Annotated in this window: 14 protein-coding genes; 6 read left to right on the top strand and 8 right to left on the bottom strand. The window is 68.0% G+C overall.

Annotated elements, in window-relative coordinates; all coding sequences use genetic code 11:
• Positions 1-90: 90 nt before the first annotated feature.
• Positions 91-639, top strand: a complete 549-nt coding sequence (locus ACFXAZ_RS12465; RefSeq protein WP_384588497.1) for an NUDIX hydrolase — start codon at positions 91-93, stop codon at positions 637-639.
• Here the strand turns inward: ACFXAZ_RS12465 and ACFXAZ_RS12460 are convergent.
• Positions 597-1,271: a M15 family metallopeptidase gene (locus ACFXAZ_RS12460; RefSeq protein ID WP_384588494.1), complete on the bottom strand. Its 675-nt coding sequence runs from the start codon at positions 1,269-1,271 to the stop codon at positions 597-599. The genes ACFXAZ_RS12465 and ACFXAZ_RS12460 overlap by 43 nt on opposite strands.
• Positions 1,272-1,381: 110 nt before the next feature.
• Positions 1,382-2,857, bottom strand: coding sequence for a replicative DNA helicase (gene dnaB / locus ACFXAZ_RS12455; RefSeq protein WP_384588491.1), 1,476 nt, complete (start codon positions 2,855-2,857; stop codon positions 1,382-1,384).
• A gap of 459 nt (positions 2,858-3,316) precedes the next feature.
• Here dnaB and ACFXAZ_RS12450 point away from each other — a divergent pair, with 459 nt between their 5' ends.
• Entirely contained in the window at positions 3,317-4,654 is a 1,338-nt protein-coding gene (locus ACFXAZ_RS12450; RefSeq protein ID WP_384588488.1) for an MATE family efflux transporter, read from the top strand.
• A 326-nt stretch (positions 4,655-4,980) separates the two neighbouring features.
• Here the strand turns inward: ACFXAZ_RS12450 and rplI are convergent, their stop codons facing one another.
• The 4 genes from rplI to rpsF all read right to left on the bottom strand — a co-directional run bounded on the left by rplI (position 4,981) and on the right by rpsF (position 6,718).
• A complete protein-coding gene (rplI, locus tag ACFXAZ_RS12445) occupies positions 4,981-5,427 on the bottom strand; it encodes a 50S ribosomal protein L9 (protein ID WP_384588485.1) in 447 nt (148 codons plus the stop codon).
• Between the two features lie 18 nt (positions 5,428-5,445).
• Positions 5,446-5,682, bottom strand: coding sequence for a 30S ribosomal protein S18 (rpsR, locus tag ACFXAZ_RS12440; protein ID WP_003949403.1), 237 nt, complete (start codon positions 5,680-5,682; stop codon positions 5,446-5,448).
• A 72-nt stretch (positions 5,683-5,754) separates the two neighbouring features.
• Positions 5,755-6,357, bottom strand: coding sequence for a single-stranded DNA-binding protein (locus ACFXAZ_RS12435; protein WP_384588482.1), 603 nt, complete (start codon positions 6,355-6,357; stop codon positions 5,755-5,757).
• A gap of 70 nt (positions 6,358-6,427) precedes the next feature.
• The gene (rpsF, locus tag ACFXAZ_RS12430; protein ID WP_384588479.1) at positions 6,428-6,718 is read right to left on the bottom strand and encodes a 30S ribosomal protein S6; all 291 of its coding nucleotides are present in this window, start codon (positions 6,716-6,718) and stop codon (positions 6,428-6,430) included.
• Positions 6,719-7,008: 290 nt separating this feature from the next.
• Between rpsF and ACFXAZ_RS12425 the strand changes: the two genes are divergently transcribed.
• From ACFXAZ_RS12425 to ACFXAZ_RS12415, 3 genes are all read left to right on the top strand, one after another.
• Positions 7,009-7,320, top strand: coding sequence for a hypothetical protein (locus ACFXAZ_RS12425; RefSeq protein ID WP_384588476.1), 312 nt, complete (start codon positions 7,009-7,011; stop codon positions 7,318-7,320).
• A gap of 387 nt (positions 7,321-7,707) precedes the next feature.
• Complete coding sequence (locus tag ACFXAZ_RS12420; RefSeq protein WP_382682577.1) at positions 7,708-8,829, top strand: lipid II:glycine glycyltransferase FemX; 1,122 nt, start codon at positions 7,708-7,710, stop codon at positions 8,827-8,829.
• Positions 8,830-8,927: 98 nt separating this feature from the next.
• Entirely contained in the window at positions 8,928-9,959 is a 1,032-nt protein-coding gene (locus tag ACFXAZ_RS12415) for an alanine racemase (protein WP_382682579.1), read from the top strand.
• Between the two features lie 145 nt (positions 9,960-10,104).
• Here the strand turns inward: ACFXAZ_RS12415 and ACFXAZ_RS12410 are convergent, their stop codons facing one another.
• Together ACFXAZ_RS12410 and ACFXAZ_RS12405 are read right to left on the bottom strand one after the other, a co-directional pair.
• The gene (locus tag ACFXAZ_RS12410) at positions 10,105-11,697 is read right to left on the bottom strand and encodes a glycosyltransferase family 87 protein (protein WP_384588472.1); all 1,593 of its coding nucleotides are present in this window, start codon (positions 11,695-11,697) and stop codon (positions 10,105-10,107) included.
• Positions 11,698-11,844: 147 nt separating this feature from the next.
• Positions 11,845-14,589, bottom strand: coding sequence for a transglycosylase domain-containing protein (locus tag ACFXAZ_RS12405; protein WP_384588469.1), 2,745 nt, complete (start codon positions 14,587-14,589; stop codon positions 11,845-11,847).
• 383 nt (positions 14,590-14,972) lie between these two features.
• On the opposite strand from ACFXAZ_RS12405, the gene ACFXAZ_RS12400 reads away from it, so the two are divergent.
• Positions 14,973-15,638, top strand: a 666-nt coding sequence (locus tag ACFXAZ_RS12400; RefSeq protein ID WP_384588466.1) for a PadR family transcriptional regulator, incomplete at its 3' end; no start/stop codon positions are given.

Raw genomic sequence — 15,638 nt, 5'->3', positions numbered from 1 at the left:
TCGAGCATATTTTGCCTTGTGAGAGGCACGGAAAGCCTTCCGTTCGAAGGAACACCTCGCCTCGCACACCCCCTGTGCCACCGTGTCCCCATGACCGAACCGGGTGAACTGAACGAACTGAGCAAACTGAACGAGCAGGTCGAACGGGTGGATGAACAGGACGAGATCCTGTCCGTCGTGAACCGGTCGGAGGCCATCCGCCGGAAATGGCTTCACCGCATCGCGACGGTCGTGTGCCGCGACCCGGCCGGCCGCGTCCTCGTCCACCGCCGCCCGGAGGACGCGAGCCTGTTCCCGGGCCACTTCAACTGGATGCTCGGAGGCGCGGTCAACGTCGCCGAATCGTACGAGGCCGCCGCCGCACGGGAACTGACGGAGGAGATCGGCGTCCGGGCCCACCCGCGTTTCGTACTCAAGTTCCGGTGCGAGGGTGCCATCAGCCCGTACTGGCTCGCCCTGCACGAGGTCGTCGTCACGGGGCCGATACGCCCGGACCCCGCCGAGATCACGTGGCACGCGTGGCTGACGGAACCGGAGGTCCACGCTCTCGCCCAGGATCGCGAGTTCGTCCCGGACGCCAGGGAAGCCCTCGACCGCTACCGCACCTTCTGCGCCCGGTCCAGCTCAGTGGGCCCGTAGAGAGCAACGGCCGCCCCAGTCTCCAAGGCCCAATATCGATCACCGTACGACCAGTGCCACCACTCCGTGGGGTAGTTGACCAGGCCGACGGCGGTAAGTGCCGTGCCCAGGACGCCCCGCCGGGAACGCGCGTCCTCAGTGATGTTGTCGGCCCATGTGTAGCAGGCGCCCGCGCTGTCCTCCGGAGTCGCGTTCATACGAGTGCCCATGTCGAGTTCACGCCCCTCGTCATCGGCGAGCGTCAGATCGACAGCCGCCCCAGCGCCGTGCGGCGCGATCTCGGGCGGAGAGACATAGCGACTGGCCGCCGTACGGACGTACGCAGCGTCCCATTCCGGGTGTTCGGTACGCAGTTGGGCCGTGTACTTCTCGAAGTAGTGACGCTGGAGGGACGGCGGGCGATACCCCTCGACGAACAGCAGCCGCATCCCGCCGGGCAACAGCGCCTGCGCTTCGAGAAGTCGACCGAGCACACCCTCTCGCAGATGGGCGAAGGCGCCGGCGGAGTCCTGCCATTTCCGCCCGTCCACCAGCAGAGGGCTGTCCCGGCGCACATCCACGAGCCGTTCCCCGCACTCCTCCACCGGCACGGCGGCGACCTTGGGGTCGGACATCAAGACGATCTCAGTCATGACCCGATCATCTCGTGGACCTGCGACTTCCTCGGCCGTCTTCTTGGCCTGCCGCTGATCGGGGGCAATCCCGTCAGGGGGACCGCTCGGCCCATTGCCCGGGCACTGAATCAGGTCTGCGCCATATCCACAAACCGCGAATAGTGCCCCTGAAAGGCAACCGTGATCGTCGCCGTGGGCCCGTTACGGTGCTTGGCCACGATCAGGTCGGCCTCGCCCGCTCGGGGGGATTCCTTCTCGTAGGCGTCCTCGCGGTGGAGGAGGATGACCATGTCCGCGTCCTGCTCGATCGAGCCGGATTCGCGCAGGTCGGAGACCATCGGCTTTTTGTCGGTGCGTTGTTCGGGGCCACGGTTGAGCTGGGAGAGGGCGATGACCGGGACCTCCAGCTCCTTGGCGAGAAGCTTGAGGTTACGGGACATGTCCGACACCTCCTGCTGGCGGCTCTCGGCGCGCTTGGAGCCGCCGGACTGCATCAGCTGGAGGTAGTCGATGACGACCAGCCGGAGGTCGTTGCGCTGTTTCAGGCGGCGGCACTTGGCGCGGATCTCCATCATCGACAGGTTCGGGGAGTCGTCGATGTAGAGCGGGGCCGCCGAGACATCCGGCATCCGGCGGGCCAGCCGGGTCCAGTCCTCGTCCGTCATCGTGCCCGAGCGCATGTGGTGCAGAGCGACCCGGGCCTCCGCCGACAACAGACGCATCGCGATCTCGTTGCGGCCCATTTCCAGGGAGAAGATCACGCTCGGCAGATTGTTCTTGATCGACGCCGCGCGGGCGAAGTCCAGCGCGAGCGTCGACTTGCCCATGGCGGGACGGGCCGCGATCACGATCATCTGGCCCGGGTGCAGGCCATTGGTCAGCGAGTCGAAGTCCGTGAAGCCGGTCGGTACGCCGGTCATCTCGCCCGTGCGCGACCCGATCGCCTCGATCTCGTCCAGCGCGCCTTCCATGATGTCGCCGAGCGGCAGATAGTCCTCGCTGGTGCGCTGTTCGGTGACGGCGTAGATCTCCGCCTGGGCGCGGTTGACGATCTCGTCGACGTCGTCGTCGGCCGCGTATCCCATCTGCGTGATGCGGGTGCCGGCCTCCACCAGGCGGCGCAGGACCGCCCGCTCGTGCACGATCTCCGCGTAGTACTCGGCGTTCGCCGCCGTCGGCACCGTCTGCACCAGGGTGTGCAGATACGACGCCCCGCCCACCTTGTTGATCTCGCCGCGCTTGGTCAGCTCCGCGGCGATCGTGATCGGGTCGGCCGGCTCGCCCTTGGCGTAGATGTCGAGGATCGCCTGGTAGATCGTCTCGTGCGCCGGTTTGTAGAAGTCGTGGCCCTTGAGGATCTCCACGACGTCGGCGATGGCGTCCTTGGAGAGCAGCATGCCGCCGAGGACGGACTGCTCGGCGTTGAGGTCCTGCGGCGGGACCCGCTCGAAGGACGGCCCGCCCCCCTCCCACTCCGTGCTCTCGGACCCCCGGTCGTGCTGCTCGTCGCGCCCGCGCGTGCCATCGCCGCGCCGTCGGGAGGGCAGACGATCACCCGGACCGCTGTCGGCCCACGGGTCGTCCAAGGGCTCGGAAATGCTCACCGAGCCACCTCCTCCCGTCCGCCCAGCGGACCTCGCCGTGCCCCTCATTTCTACGGCACGGCACTGACAAATAAGAGGCCCGGCTCCGGTTGTGGCGCGTCGGTTTTATGACGGTTCATCAGCCGTCGGAGGGAGTGGGCGAGGGTCCACGTTAGGCCCCTGGGCACCGTCAGCCAATCTGGTTATCCACAGGCCATGTGGACGACGGCCCGGATGCTGTGGAGAACCCCCCGAAACCTGTGCACGACCCGGTGGACAGTGCTGTGAACAAGCTCGGCCGATGTTCGACAGAACACCTCTGACCTGCACCTTCACCATCCACTGGCTGTGCAGAAGAAAAACTTTCCCAGTCGGCCCAAGATCACTTCAAGCCGTACGGAGGAGCACACACACCGCAACCATAAGTAAGGGTCACTTGCGCATTGCATCTCTTACCTGTGGACGATTACATTTGTGCTCATGACACAGGCCCCCGCGGCACCCAAGGCTGTCCGGCGACAGCACGATCGCGAGATCGTCGCACTGGCCGTCCCGGCTTTCGGCGCACTCGTCGCCGAGCCCCTCTTCGTCATGGCGGACAGCGCGATCGTGGGCCATCTCGGCACCGCCCAACTCGCCGGACTCGGCGTCGCCTCCGCCCTGCTGCTGACCGCCGTGAGCGTCTTCGTCTTCCTCGCCTACGCCACCACCGCGGCCGTCGCCCGCCGTGTCGGCGCCGGGGACCTCCAGGCCGCCATCCGCCAGGGCATGGACGGCATCTGGCTGGCCCTGCTGCTCGGCACCGTGGTGATAGCCGTCGTCCTGCCCACCGCCCCGGGCCTCGTCGACCTCTTCGGCACCTCCGACACAGCGGCCCCCTACGCCACCACCTATCTGCGCATCTCGGCGCTGGGCATCCCCGCGATGCTCGTCGTCTTCGCCGCGACCGGTGTCCTGCGCGGGCTCCAGGACACCAGGACACCGCTGTACGTCGCCATCGCCGGCTTCGTCGCCAACGGCATCCTCAATGTCGTCCTGGTCTACGGCGCCGGACTCGGCATCGCCGGATCCGCCTGGGGCACCGTCATCGCCCAGTACGGCATGGCCGCCGCCTATCTGTTCGTCGTGATCAGGGGAGCCCGTCGCCACGGCGCCTCTCTACGTCCCGACCTCGCCGGCATAAGAACCTCTGCGCAGGCCGGCGTACCGCTCCTCGTCCGTACGCTCTCCCTCCGGGCGATCCTGATGATCGCCACCGCCGTCGCGGCCGGTCTCGGAGACGCCGACATCGCCGCGCACCAGATCATCCTGTCGTTGTGGAGCCTGCTCGCCTTCGCCCTCGACGCCATCGCCATAGCCGGACAGGCGATCATCGGGCGCTATCTCGGCGCCGGAGACATCGAAGGCGCCCGACAGGCCTGCCGTCGCATGGTCGAGTGGGGTATCGCCGTGGGCATCGCTCTGGGGCTCGCGGTGATCGTCGCCCGCCCGGTCCTCCTGCCCCTGTTCACCAGCGACACCGCGGTGACGGACGCGGCCCTGCCCGCACTGATCGTCGTCGCCCTCTCGCAGCCCATCTGCGGTGTGGTCTTCGTCCTGGACGGCGTTCTGATGGGCGCGGGCGACGGACGGTACCTCGCCTGGGCCATGATCCTCACCCTGGCGGTCTTCGCTCCGGTGGCTCTGCTGATCCCGACCCTCGGCGGCGAACTGACCGCGATCTGGGGAGCCATGACGCTGATGATGACCATGCGGCTGCTCACCCTGTGGTGGCGCACCCGCTCCGGCCGCTGGATCGTCACGGGCGCCACACGCTGACCCGTACGACCGCCAGTTCCCTTGCACAGCGCCGTTTCACGTGAAACATCGTGAAAGATCGTCCTGTTTCACGTGAAACATCACCCAGCACACCCCAGCGCGCCCGGGAAACCTCCACCCGCACTCACCCAGACATGCGAAAGCGCCCCCGGTCACGGGAAATGGAGAGGGGGGGGGGGCGCGGGGGGGGGGGGGCGGGGCGCGGGCGGCACCAACACACACACCACCCCACCCGCCCCCCTCCCGCCCGCTCTCGCCGGCGTCCGCGCCCCCCCCCCCCGCCGCCCCCCCCCCCCTCTCTTCAACTGCTCAAACCAGACGCAGCGTCACGCGGCGATGACCTCGATGTTGACCTTCGCGGCCACCTCGGGGTGCAGACGCACGGACGTCTCGTGGGCGCCCAGGGTCTTGATCGGGGAGCCCAGCTCGATGCGGCGCTTGTCGACCTCGGGACCACCGGCGGCCTTGATCGCCGAGGCGATGTCGGCCGGGGTGACGGAACCGAAGAGACGACCGGCGTCGCCGGAGCGGACAGCCAGACGGACCTTGACGCCCTCAAGCTGGGCCTTCACGGTGTTGGCCTGGTCGATGGTCTGGATCTCGTGGATCTTGCGAGCGCGGCGGATCTGCGCCACGTCCTTCTCGCCACCCTTGGTCCAGCGGATAGCGAACTTCCGCGGGATCAGGTAGTTGCGAGCGTAACCGTCCTTGACGTCGACGACGTCGCCCGCGGCACCGAGGCCGGTGACCTCGTGGGTGAGGATGATCTTCATGATTCGGTCACCCTTCCCTTAGCGCGCGGTGGAGGTGTAGGGCAGCAGCGCCATCTCACGGCTGTTCTTCACAGCCGTGGCGACGTCACGCTGGTGCTGCGTGCAGTTGCCGGTCACGCGGCGGGCACGGATCTTGCCGCGGTCGGAAATGAACTTCCGCAGCATGTTCGTGTCCTTGTAGTCCACGTACGTGACCTTGTCCTTGCAGAAAGCGCAGACCTTTTTCTTCGGCTTGCGCACAGGCGGCTTCGCCATGGTGTTTCTCCTGTGTGATCAAGAAGTGTGGGGTACGACCCGCCTTCGACCACGGGCACAAGGCCCGAGGGACTAGAAGGGGGGCTCGTCCGAGTAGCCGCCGCCACCGCCGCCGCCGGAGCTGGAGCCACCGCCCCAGCCACCGCCGCCGCCCTGCTGCTGGCCACCGGCGGGAGTGCCGGTCGCCCACGGGTCGTCCGCGGGAGCGCCGCCGCCCTGCTGCTGACCGCCGCCGGAGCCGCCGCCCCAGCCGCCGCCCTGCTGGCCGCCACCGCCACCGCCGCCGAACCCGCCACCCTGACCACCACGTCCAGCGGTCTTGGTGACCTTGGCCGTGGCATTGCGCAGGCTGGGGCCGACTTCCTCGACGTCCAGCTCGTAGACCGTGCGCTTGACACCCTCACGGTCCTCGTAGGACCGCTGCTTCAGCCGGCCCTGCACGACGACGCGCATGCCTCGCTGGAGCGATTCGGCGACGTTCTCCGCCGCCTGACGCCAGACCGAGCAGGTCAGGAACAGGCTCTCGCCGTCCTTCCACTCGTTCGTCTGACGGTCGAAGGTGCGGGGAGTGGACGCGACACGGAACTTCGCGACGGCCGCACCGGACGGGGTGAAGCGCAGCTCGGGGTCGTCGACAAGATTGCCGATGACCGTGATGACGGTCTCGCCTGCCATGGGTGAACCTCTCGGCGGGTTTGCTGCTGGCTGCTTGCTACTCGAATCCCGGTCTCCGCTGAGCTGAGGCTCAGTGGGTCTCGGGGCGGAGGACCTTGGTCCGGAGGACCGACTCGTTCAGGTTCATCTGGCGGTCGAGTTCCTTGACGACCGCAGGCTCGGCCTGGAGGTCGATGACCGAGTAGATCCCCTCGGGCTTCTTCTTGATCTCGTACGAGAGACGCCGACGGCCCCAGGTGTCGATCTTTTCGACCTTTCCGCCTCCGTCACGGACGACGGAGAGGAAGTTCTCGATCAGCGGGGAGACAGAGCGCTCCTCGATTTCGGGGTCGAGGATGACCATCACCTCGTAGTGACGCATGTATAACCCACCTCCTTTGGACTCAGCGGCCACGGTCGCTCCGTGGCAGGAGGGTTGTGATGCGTAGGCAACGGTATCGGGCGCCACTGACAATCCAGAGGTCGTCGGCGGCGTTCCCGCTCCGGACCGGGCGGTATGCCCTGGTCCCGGGCTGGGCAGACACCGGTGCAGACGGTACAGACTACCCGCACACCCGCGTCCGGTTGAAATCCGGCCGGGAGGGCTGACAATCGGTACACAACGGGTGTGTATGGCGCTACGATGCGCCGCCCTCTCGCAGGAGGTGCCCCATGGCACAGGCATTGCGACCCAACACCGCCGGATCTCTCTTGGCCTCGGACGGCAAGTCCCACCCACTCCAGGACACGCTGCTCGCGGTGACCCTGACGCTCGGGATCATCGCCTTCGTCACGGCGCAGTTCCACAGCCTCCATCTGCTCAGCTCCTGGACGGGCCTGGTGGGGATCTTCACCGGCGCCTACGGACAGTGGGTCTCGGTGACCACACGTGAGCGCTTCGGGCTGATCCTGGGTCTCGGTGCCTCGGCCGTCGGCTTCTTCCTCGGCATGGCGCACGGCGGGCTCTTCGGCGGGCTCTTCTGACCCGAACGGACCGTGGTCCCGAACGGACCGGCCAGTCCCGAACGGATCCGCCGACCCACTCGGCCCTGTGGCTCCACTCGGCCCCGTAGCCCCGATCGGACCCGCCGACCCGAACGGACCCACACCCCCGTCCGGACCGGCCGACCCGAACGGCCCCATGACCCCGGACGGACCCGCCGACCCGAGCGGACCCGTCCACGACACCCACAGCACCCGCACAACTCGCGGAACGCATACGCAACACGCCGTCGCACGCCCCCGTAGTCCTCGGGCAGGGGCGAAGGTCCCGTGCGCCCGGTCGGGCTGAAGGCCGGGCGCAGTAGGCTTCGGCGCGAGAGCCGGAGCCCCTGTACCCATGGGGACACACCAGCCCGAGGAGCGCCCCGAATGACCCTGACCCTGAGGACCATCAGCCGCGAGCAGCATCTGGCGTACATCCAGAGTCTGCCGGCGGCGAGTCACATGCAGGTCCCGGCCTGGGCGGACGTGAAGGCGGAGTGGCGCGCGGAGAGCCTGGGCTGGATCGACGACCGCAGCGGTGAACTGGTGGGCGTGGGTCTGGTGCTCTACCGGCAGCTTCCCAAGATCAAGCGGTATCTCGCGTATCTCCCCGAGGGCCCGGTCATCAACTGGTTCGCGCCCAATCTGGACGACTGGATCCAGCCGATGCTGGCGCATCTGAAGCAGCAGGGCGCCTTCTCCGTGAAGATGGGCCCACCGGTGATCATCCGACGCTGGGAGGCCACGTCCATCAAGAGGGGCATCCAGGACCCGGATGTGAAGCGGCTGCGGGACACCGAGGCCGACTTCATCGAGCCGCGCGCCTTCGAGGTCGCCGACAAGCTGCGCCGGATGGGCTGGCAGCAGGGCGAGGACGGCGGGGCCGGCTTCGGCGACGTACAGCCCCGCTACGTCTATCAGGTGCCGCTGGCGAACCGGTCGCTGGAAGAGGTGCACAAGAACTTCAACCAATTGTGGCGGCGCAACATCAAGAAGGCCGAGAAGGCCGGTGTCGAGGTCGTCCAAGGCGGCTTCCAGGACCTTCAGGAGTGGCAGCGGCTGTACGAGATCACGGCCGTGCGCGACCACTTCCGGCCCCGCCCGCTGTCGTACTTCGAGCGCATGTGGAAGGCCCTCAACTCCGAGGACCCCAACCGGATGCGGCTGTACTTCGCCCGCCACAACGGCGTGAACCTCTCCGCCGCGACGATGCTGATCGTCGGCGGCCACGTCTGGTACTCCTACGGGGCCTCCGACAACATCGGCCGGGAGGTCCGGCCCTCGAACGCGATGCAGTGGCGGATGCTGCGCGACGCCTACGCGCTCGGCGCCTCCGTCTACGACCTGCGCGGCATCTCCGACTCGCTCGACGAGTCCGACCATCTCTTCGGCCTGATCCAGTTCAAGGTCGGCACGGGCGGGCAGGCGGCCGAGTACCTCGGCGAGTGGGACTTCCCGCTGAACAAGCTGCTCCACAAGGCCCTCGACATCTACATGTCGCGCCGCTGAGTCCGGAGCATCTGTTTCCATAGCACTCACACCTCTGCCACACCGCAGGTTCATACCTCTGATACACCGCAGCCAGGAGAAAGGTTCCAGGTCCGGCCATGGCGCTCACGCTGTATGTCGACACCGCGCGCTGGCGGGCGCACCACAAGCACGTGACGGAGCAGTTCCCGGGGCTCGTCCCGGTCTGCAAGGGCAACGGCTATGGGTTCGGGCACGAACGGCTCGCCGAGGAGGCCACCCGGCTGGGCTCGGACATCCTCGCCGTCGGCACCACGTACGAAGCGGCGCGCATCAAGGACTTCTTCGGCGGTGACCTGCTGGTGCTGACGCCGTACCGGCGCGGCGAGGAGCCCGTGCCGCTGCCGGACCGGGTGATCCGCTCGGTGTCCTCGATCGACGGTGTGTACGGCCTGGTGGGCGCTCGGGTGGTCATCGAGGTGATGTCCTCGATGAAGCGGCACGGCATCAGCGAGCAGGACCTGGCGCAGTTGCACGCCGCCATAGAGAACGTCCGCCTGGAGGGCTTCGCCATCCATCTCCCGCTGGACCGCACCGACGGCTCCGACGCCGTCGAGGAGGTCATCGGCTGGATGGACCGGCTGCGCGCGGCCCGGCTGCCGCTGCACACGATGTTCGTCAGCCATCTCAAGGCCGATGAACTCACCCGGCTCCGGCAGCAGTTCCCGCAGACCCGTTTCCGGGCGCGGATCGGCACCCGGCTGTGGCTCGGCGACCACGACGCCACCGAGTACCGCGGCGCCGTCCTGGACGTCACCCGCGTCGCCAAGGGCGACCGCTTCGGCTACCGGCAGCAGAAGACGGCCTCCGACGGCTACCTGGTCGTCGTGGCGGGCGGAACGTCCCACGGGGTGGGTCTGGAGGCCCCCAAGGCGCTGCACGGGGTCATGCCGCGCGCCAAGGGCGTCGCCCGGGCCGGACTCGCCACGGTCAACCGGAACCTCTCGCCGTTCGTCTGGGGCGGGAAGCAGCGCTGGTTCGCGGAGCCGCCGCACATGCAGGTGTCGATCCTGTTCGTGCCGTCGGACGCCCCGGAGCCCAAGGTCGGCGACGAGCTGGTAGCCCATCTCCGGCACACGACCACCCAGTTCGACCGCATCGTGGACCGCTGAGCCGACACGGAAACGCCCACGTGGAACGCGGTGACAAAGAGGGCCGTACGCGAACCCGCGCACGGCCCTCGGTATGACGCGTCCCGTATGCCGATCTCCGTGTCCTGCCGAGGGGCGCCCTCTCCTGGACGCCCCGCCCGTTCGCTCACGGCGAACGGCTGTCCCGGACCTCCTCGTGGTCCCCGCTGTCCTGACCGTCCAGGTCGTCCCAGCCGTCCCCGCGGTCCGGGCCACCTCCGCCGTCGCCCCTGCTCGGGCTTCCCCACTTCACCTGCGGCCCGCCGCCGTACTCCTCGGCATCGGCGTGCCGTGACGCCCGCGCCGCCGGGCCGATCGTGAAGACGTCCCGCGCGCGGTCGAGCACCCCGCCGGAGGGGTCGTCGTCGCCCGCCAGCCGGACCACGTCCCGCTCGGGCATCAGGATGTCGCGTACGACCATCACGCACAGGTAGAGCGTCCCGATCAGATGCACGCCGATCGCCCAGTGGTAGCCGTCGGTCGGCAGGCCCTTGTGGGCGTCTCCGCTGGTCGTGTAGGCGAGGTACATCCAGATGCCGAGGAAGTACGCCACCTCGCACGCCTGCCAGATCAGGAAGTCCCGCCACTTGGGCCGGGCCAGCACGGCCAGCGGGATCAGCCACAGCACGTACTGCGGTGAGTAGACCTTGTTGGTCAGGATGAACGCGGCGACGATCAGGAACGCCAGCTGGGCGAAGCGAGGCCGGCGCGGCGCGGTCAGGGTGAGGGCCGCGACGCCCGCGCAGCTCAGCAGCATCAGCAGGGTGGCCAGGGTGTTGACGGTCTCGGTGCTCAGCGGGTCGCTGGAGTTCTGGGCGAGGATCAGCCAGAACGAGCCGAAGTCGACGCCGCGCTCCTGGCTGAAGGTGTAGAACTTCGACCAGCCGTCGAAGGCGAACAGCATCACCGGCAGATTCACCACGGCCCAGGCGACGGCCGCGCCCGCCAGGGCCTTGCCGAAGTCACGCCATTTACCCGCCCGCCAGCACAGCACGAGCAGCGGCCCGAGCAGCAGGAACGGATAGAGCTTCGCGGCCGTGGCGAGCCCCAGGAGCACTCCGAAGGCCAGCGAACGGCCCCGTGACCACATCAGCATCGCCGCGGCCGTCAGGGCGACCGCGAGCAGGTCCCAGTTGATGGTGGCGGTCAGCGCCAGCGCGGGCGCCAGGGCGACCAGCAGACCGTCCCAGGGGCGCCGGGCGTGGGTGCGGGTGACACACACGGCGATGACGGCCGCGCACACCATCAGCATCCCGGCGTTGACCATCCAGTACCACTGCTCCTGGTGCTGGATGGTGCCGCTGCCCGTGGTGAGCCAGGAGGCCGCCTCCATGAAGACACCGGTCAGCACCGGGTACTCCAGGTACTCCATGTCGCCGGGCAGCCGGTCGAAGTACGGCACCAGCCCGTCCGCGAATCCGCGCCCCTGGTAGAGGTGCGGGATGTCGGAATAGCAGGCGTGCGTGTACTGCGAACTGGCGCCGAAGAACCAGGCCCCGTCGTAGCAGGGCGCCTTCTGGACCAGGCCGAGGGCGAACATCCCGATCGCCACGAGCACGATGACTCGTACCGGGGTCCACCAGGACGTCCCGAGCAGGGCGCGCCGTCCGATGGGGCCCCCGATCAGCTCGCTGCCGCTCGCGGCGACCTCGTCCGTGGTCGTGGGCCGCACGGTGTCCGGCTCGCGCGCGCTCGTTTGCGTCGATTCTGCACTGGGCATGGGGGACATCCTGCCGTACGGCGCTGGGGAAACGGCGAGGGCCGCCGCATCCGGTCGATGCGACGGCCCTGCTGCCTGCGGCGGACCCTGTTTCACGTGAAACGTCGGGTGTGTTTCACGTGAAACATCCGCGATGGGCGAAACCGGCTAGCCGGTCCCTGACCCGTTCCCGCCTCCGAAGAGGCTTCCGTTGCCATTGCTGTTTCCGTTGTTCCCGCCGGTTTCTCCGGTGGTTTCCGACGGGTCCGGTGAGTCGGTCACCCCACCGTCGATGCCGCCGGTATCAGTGCCGCCGGTGTCCGTGCCGCCGTTGTCGGTACCGCCGTCCTCCTCGCAGCCGAAGAAGTCGGTGCAGGTACTGCTCGGCGCGGGCGGTGACGGAGTCGTCGGCGTCGTGGAGGGGGGAGGCGTCGGGGTCGGGCTCTCCTCTTCCTCCTCGGTCTCAGTGGCCGAGGGAGTCGGCGTCGGAGTCGGTGACGGTTTGTCGTTGACGATCTCCCCGATGGGCTCGGGCTCCGGGAACTTCTCCGCCTTGGTGCCCTTCAGCGCCTCGTCCATGTAGTCGTGCCAGATCTCCGACGGGAACGAGGCACCGTGGATGGAGTCCTGGTCACCGGTCCCGTACATCGGCAGGAACGTACGGTTCTTCACGGTCTCGTCGTCCGGGTACCGGAACATGCTGATCGCGGTCGACAGCTGCGGGGTGTAGCCGACGAACCACGCCGACAGGTTGTCGTCCGTGGTGCCGGTCTTGCCGGCCACCTCCCGGCCCTCCAACTGGGCGTTGGTGCCGGTACCGTCCTCGACCACGGTCTTCAGCACGTCGGTGACGTTGTCGGCGACCTTCGAGCTGAAGGCCTGCTTGGGCGTCCCCGCGTGCTTGAAGACCTCGCCGTCCTTGCTGGTGACCTTGGTGACCGAGAACGGGTCGTTCTGCTCGCCGCTCTCGGCGAAGGTGGCGTACGAGCCCGCCATGCGGATCGCGCTGGGGTCGGAGATACCGAGGGAGAAGGACGGGAAGTCGATACCGGTCAGGCTGTCCTCCAGCAGACCGGCGTCGATGGCCGCCTCCTCCACCTTGTCCAGGCCGACGTCCATGCCGAGCTGCACATAGGCGGAGTTCACCGAGTGCTGCATGGCCGTACGGAGGTCGATGGCGAAGTCCGGCTCCTCGCCGTACGTGTCGTCACCGTCGTTGACCTGGAGCCATTCCTTCCCGTCCTCGTCGTGCCAGACCGAGCCGTCGTAGTTGTTGATCTTCAGCTTGTTCTCGCCGCTGTACAGGCTCTCCGGGGAGGCCTGGGTGCGTTCTTCCTGGGCCTGCACCGGGCCCAGCTCCGGGTCTCTGACACCCCAGTTCATCGCGGCGGCCAGGACGAACGGCTTGAAGGTCGAGCCGACCTGGGCGCCGGTCTGGTCGGCGTTGTTGGTGAAGTGCTCGGTGGCGTCCGCACCGCCGTAGATGGCGACGATGGCGCCGGACGCCGGGTCTATCGAGGCACCGCCGAACTGGACGTGGGTGTCCGTGTCCGGGCGCTTCTCCGGGTCGATGTTCGCCTCCTGGACGCCCTCGACCGCCTTCTCCAACTGCTCGACCTTCTTCTTGTCGAAGGTCGTGTGGATGGAGAGGCCGCCCTCGCGCAGCCGCTGCTCGGAGACGTTGGTCTTCTCCTCGTTGTTGACCAGATAGCCGTTGGCGAGGTCGACGAGGTAGCCGATCTGACCGCTCAGGGCGGTGTTGGAGCGCGGGTTCTGGACCTCGGGAAGCTCGGTGAACTTCGCCCGCTCCTCGGCGCTGAGGTGGCCGTACTCGACCATCTTGTTCAGCGTGTCCTGCATCTGGAGCAGCGCCCGCCTGCTGTTCTCCTCCGGCGTGGCAGCGGGGTCGATGGCGGTCGAGCCTGCCGGGTCGTAGTAGGTGGCGCCCTTGAGCGTCGCCGCCAGGAAGGCGCATTCGCCCGCGTTCAGGTCGATGGCGTCCTTGTTGAAGTACGCGCGCGCGGCGGCCTGGATGCCGTAGGCGTTGCGGCCGTAGTACGCGGAGTTCAGGTAGCCCTCCATGATCTCGTCCTTGGGGACGGAGGTGCCTACCTTGATGGAGACGAACAGCTCCTTGAACTTGCGGGTGAGGGTCTGCGACTGATCGTCCAGCATCGCGTTCTTCACGTACTGCTGGGTGATCGTGGAGCCACCCTGGGTGTCCTGGCCCTGGGCCATGTTGTACACGGCACGGGCGATGCCCATCGGGTCGACGCCGCTGTCCGTCTCGAACGTCTTGTTCTCCTGCGAGATCACCGCGTTCTGCATTTCCTTGGGGATCTGCGAGAGGTTGATGATCTGCCGGTTGGTCTCACCACCGGTGGACACCATCTCGGTGCCGTCGCTCCAGTAGTAGACGTTGTTCTGCGCGGTGGCCGTCAGCGCCACGTCCGGCACGCTCACCAGCGCGTAGCCGACACCGGCCACGGCCACCATGCTGCCGAAGAAGGCCAGGCACAGCCCGGACATGAGCCTCCACGACGGCACCCAGCGGTGCCAGCCGTCCCGGTCCACGCGCGGATAGTCGATGATCCGCTTCTTTCCGGGCGCGCCTCCGCGCGCTCTGCCCCGGCCGGGCCCGGTGGCACCCGCGCGCCGGCCTCCCCGGCCCGGTTCCGCCGCCCTGCGGCGGCCTCCTGCGCCTCTCTGCGCCGCGCGGCGGGCCTCGGCACGGCCGCCGTACGGCCGCTCCTCGCCTCCCGACCCGTCATCCGAGCCATAGGCGTCGGAGGGAGACCCGGTGGCGCCTCGCGGTGCCGCACTGCGGCCGGAGGAAGAGGCGGCCGGGCCACGTCGGGCCGCGGCACGTCCGTCTCCCTGCGGCGGCGGCGGTTTGCGACGGTGCTCGCTCATCGAACGGTTACTCCTCGGGCAGGCGCATCCGTGCGCGCCTGGAAACAGCGGCTGGTTTCCGGTCCCCCCGAAGTACGGATGTGGTCTGTTCCGCATTCACCCGTACTGCACCGAGGACCATGACGTCCTCACGCGCCACGTGGTTCCCGGTGGTTCGCATGGCGCACAGACTACGCACCGTCAAAACCCGCCTAGCCCCGAAGTTCACCCCAAAACAGGCAACTTGCTTCCTACGAATCAGTGATGTGACGCCGTTCACCGTTCTCCCTCTTGTCCCACCCGGAAGGCCGTTCTATCGTCTAGATGTATCGAGTCGATACATCAGCGCGACATAAAGACCGTCACGGCGCCCGTCCGACGGGCCGCGGCAGAGAGGAGGCGACATGAGCCGGCGCTCAGGGATCCTTGAGTTCGCCGTCCTCGGCCTGCTCCGCGAATCCCCGATGCACGGCTATGAGCTGCGCAAACGACTCAACACATCACTGGGAGTGTTCCGGGCGTTCAGCTACGGCACGCTGTACCCCTGCCTCAAGACGCTGGTCACCAACGGCTGGTTGATCGAGGAACCGGGCAACAGCACCGAGGACGCCCTCGCCGCCCCCCTCTCCGGCCGCCGTGCCAAGATCGTCTACCGGCTGACCGCGGACGGTAAGGAACACTTCGAACAGCTGCTCTCGCAGACCGGCCCCGACGCGTACGAGGACGAGACCTTCGCCGCCCGGTTCGCCTTCTTCGGGCAGACCTCGCGCGATGTCCGGATGCGCGTGCTGGAGGGCCGCCGCAGCCGGCTGGAGGAGCGCCTGGAGAAGATGGGCGCCTCGCTGGCCCGCACCCGGGAGCGCCTCGACGACTACACGCTTGAGCTCCAGCGCCACGGGATGGAATCCGTGGAGCGCGAAGTGCGCTGGCTGAACGAGCTCATCGAGAGCGAGCGGGCCGGGGGGGGGGGGGGGGGTCGCGGCGCCACCCGCGCCCGCCGCCCCCGACCAACAAAAAAAAAAGTGGACCCCGGCGGGCGGGCCCCGCCCCGGGGGAGCCCCCCCGCCGCG

The organism is Streptomyces sp. NPDC059477, from assembly GCF_042749375.1.
Taxonomy (GTDB): domain Bacteria; phylum Actinomycetota; class Actinomycetes; order Streptomycetales; family Streptomycetaceae; genus Streptomyces.
The sequence above is the reverse complement of the archived record's forward strand: the minus strand, read 5'-3'. Positions and strand labels throughout refer to the sequence as shown.

Excerpts from the sequence above, each read along its gene's own strand:
- rpsR (WP_003949403.1), bottom strand. The coding sequence starts at position 5,682 with ATGGCGAAGCCGCCTGTGCGCAAGCCGAAGAAAAAGGTCTGCGCTTTC.
- ACFXAZ_RS12420 (WP_382682577.1), top strand. The coding sequence starts at position 7,708 with ATGACCCTGACCCTGAGGACCATCAGCCGCGAGCAGCATCTGGCGTAC.
- ACFXAZ_RS12405 (WP_384588469.1), bottom strand. The coding sequence starts at position 14,589 with ATGAGCGAGCACCGTCGCAAACCGCCGCCGCCGCAGGGAGACGGACGT.
- ACFXAZ_RS12435 (WP_384588482.1), bottom strand. The coding sequence starts at position 6,357 with ATGGCAGGCGAGACCGTCATCACGGTCATCGGCAATCTTGTCGACGAC.
- ACFXAZ_RS12460 (WP_384588494.1), bottom strand. The coding sequence starts at position 1,271 with ATGACTGAGATCGTCTTGATGTCCGACCCCAAGGTCGCCGCCGTGCCG.
- ACFXAZ_RS12425 (WP_384588476.1), top strand. The coding sequence starts at position 7,009 with ATGGCACAGGCATTGCGACCCAACACCGCCGGATCTCTCTTGGCCTCG.
- ACFXAZ_RS12450 (WP_384588488.1), top strand. The coding sequence starts at position 3,317 with ATGACACAGGCCCCCGCGGCACCCAAGGCTGTCCGGCGACAGCACGAT.
- rpsF (WP_384588479.1), bottom strand. The coding sequence starts at position 6,718 with ATGCGTCACTACGAGGTGATGGTCATCCTCGACCCCGAAATCGAGGAG.
- ACFXAZ_RS12410 (WP_384588472.1), bottom strand. The coding sequence starts at position 11,697 with ATGCCCAGTGCAGAATCGACGCAAACGAGCGCGCGCGAGCCGGACACC.
- rplI (WP_384588485.1), bottom strand. The coding sequence starts at position 5,427 with ATGAAGATCATCCTCACCCACGAGGTCACCGGCCTCGGTGCCGCGGGC.
- ACFXAZ_RS12415 (WP_382682579.1), top strand. The coding sequence starts at position 8,928 with ATGGCGCTCACGCTGTATGTCGACACCGCGCGCTGGCGGGCGCACCAC.
- ACFXAZ_RS12465 (WP_384588497.1), top strand. The coding sequence starts at position 91 with ATGACCGAACCGGGTGAACTGAACGAACTGAGCAAACTGAACGAGCAG.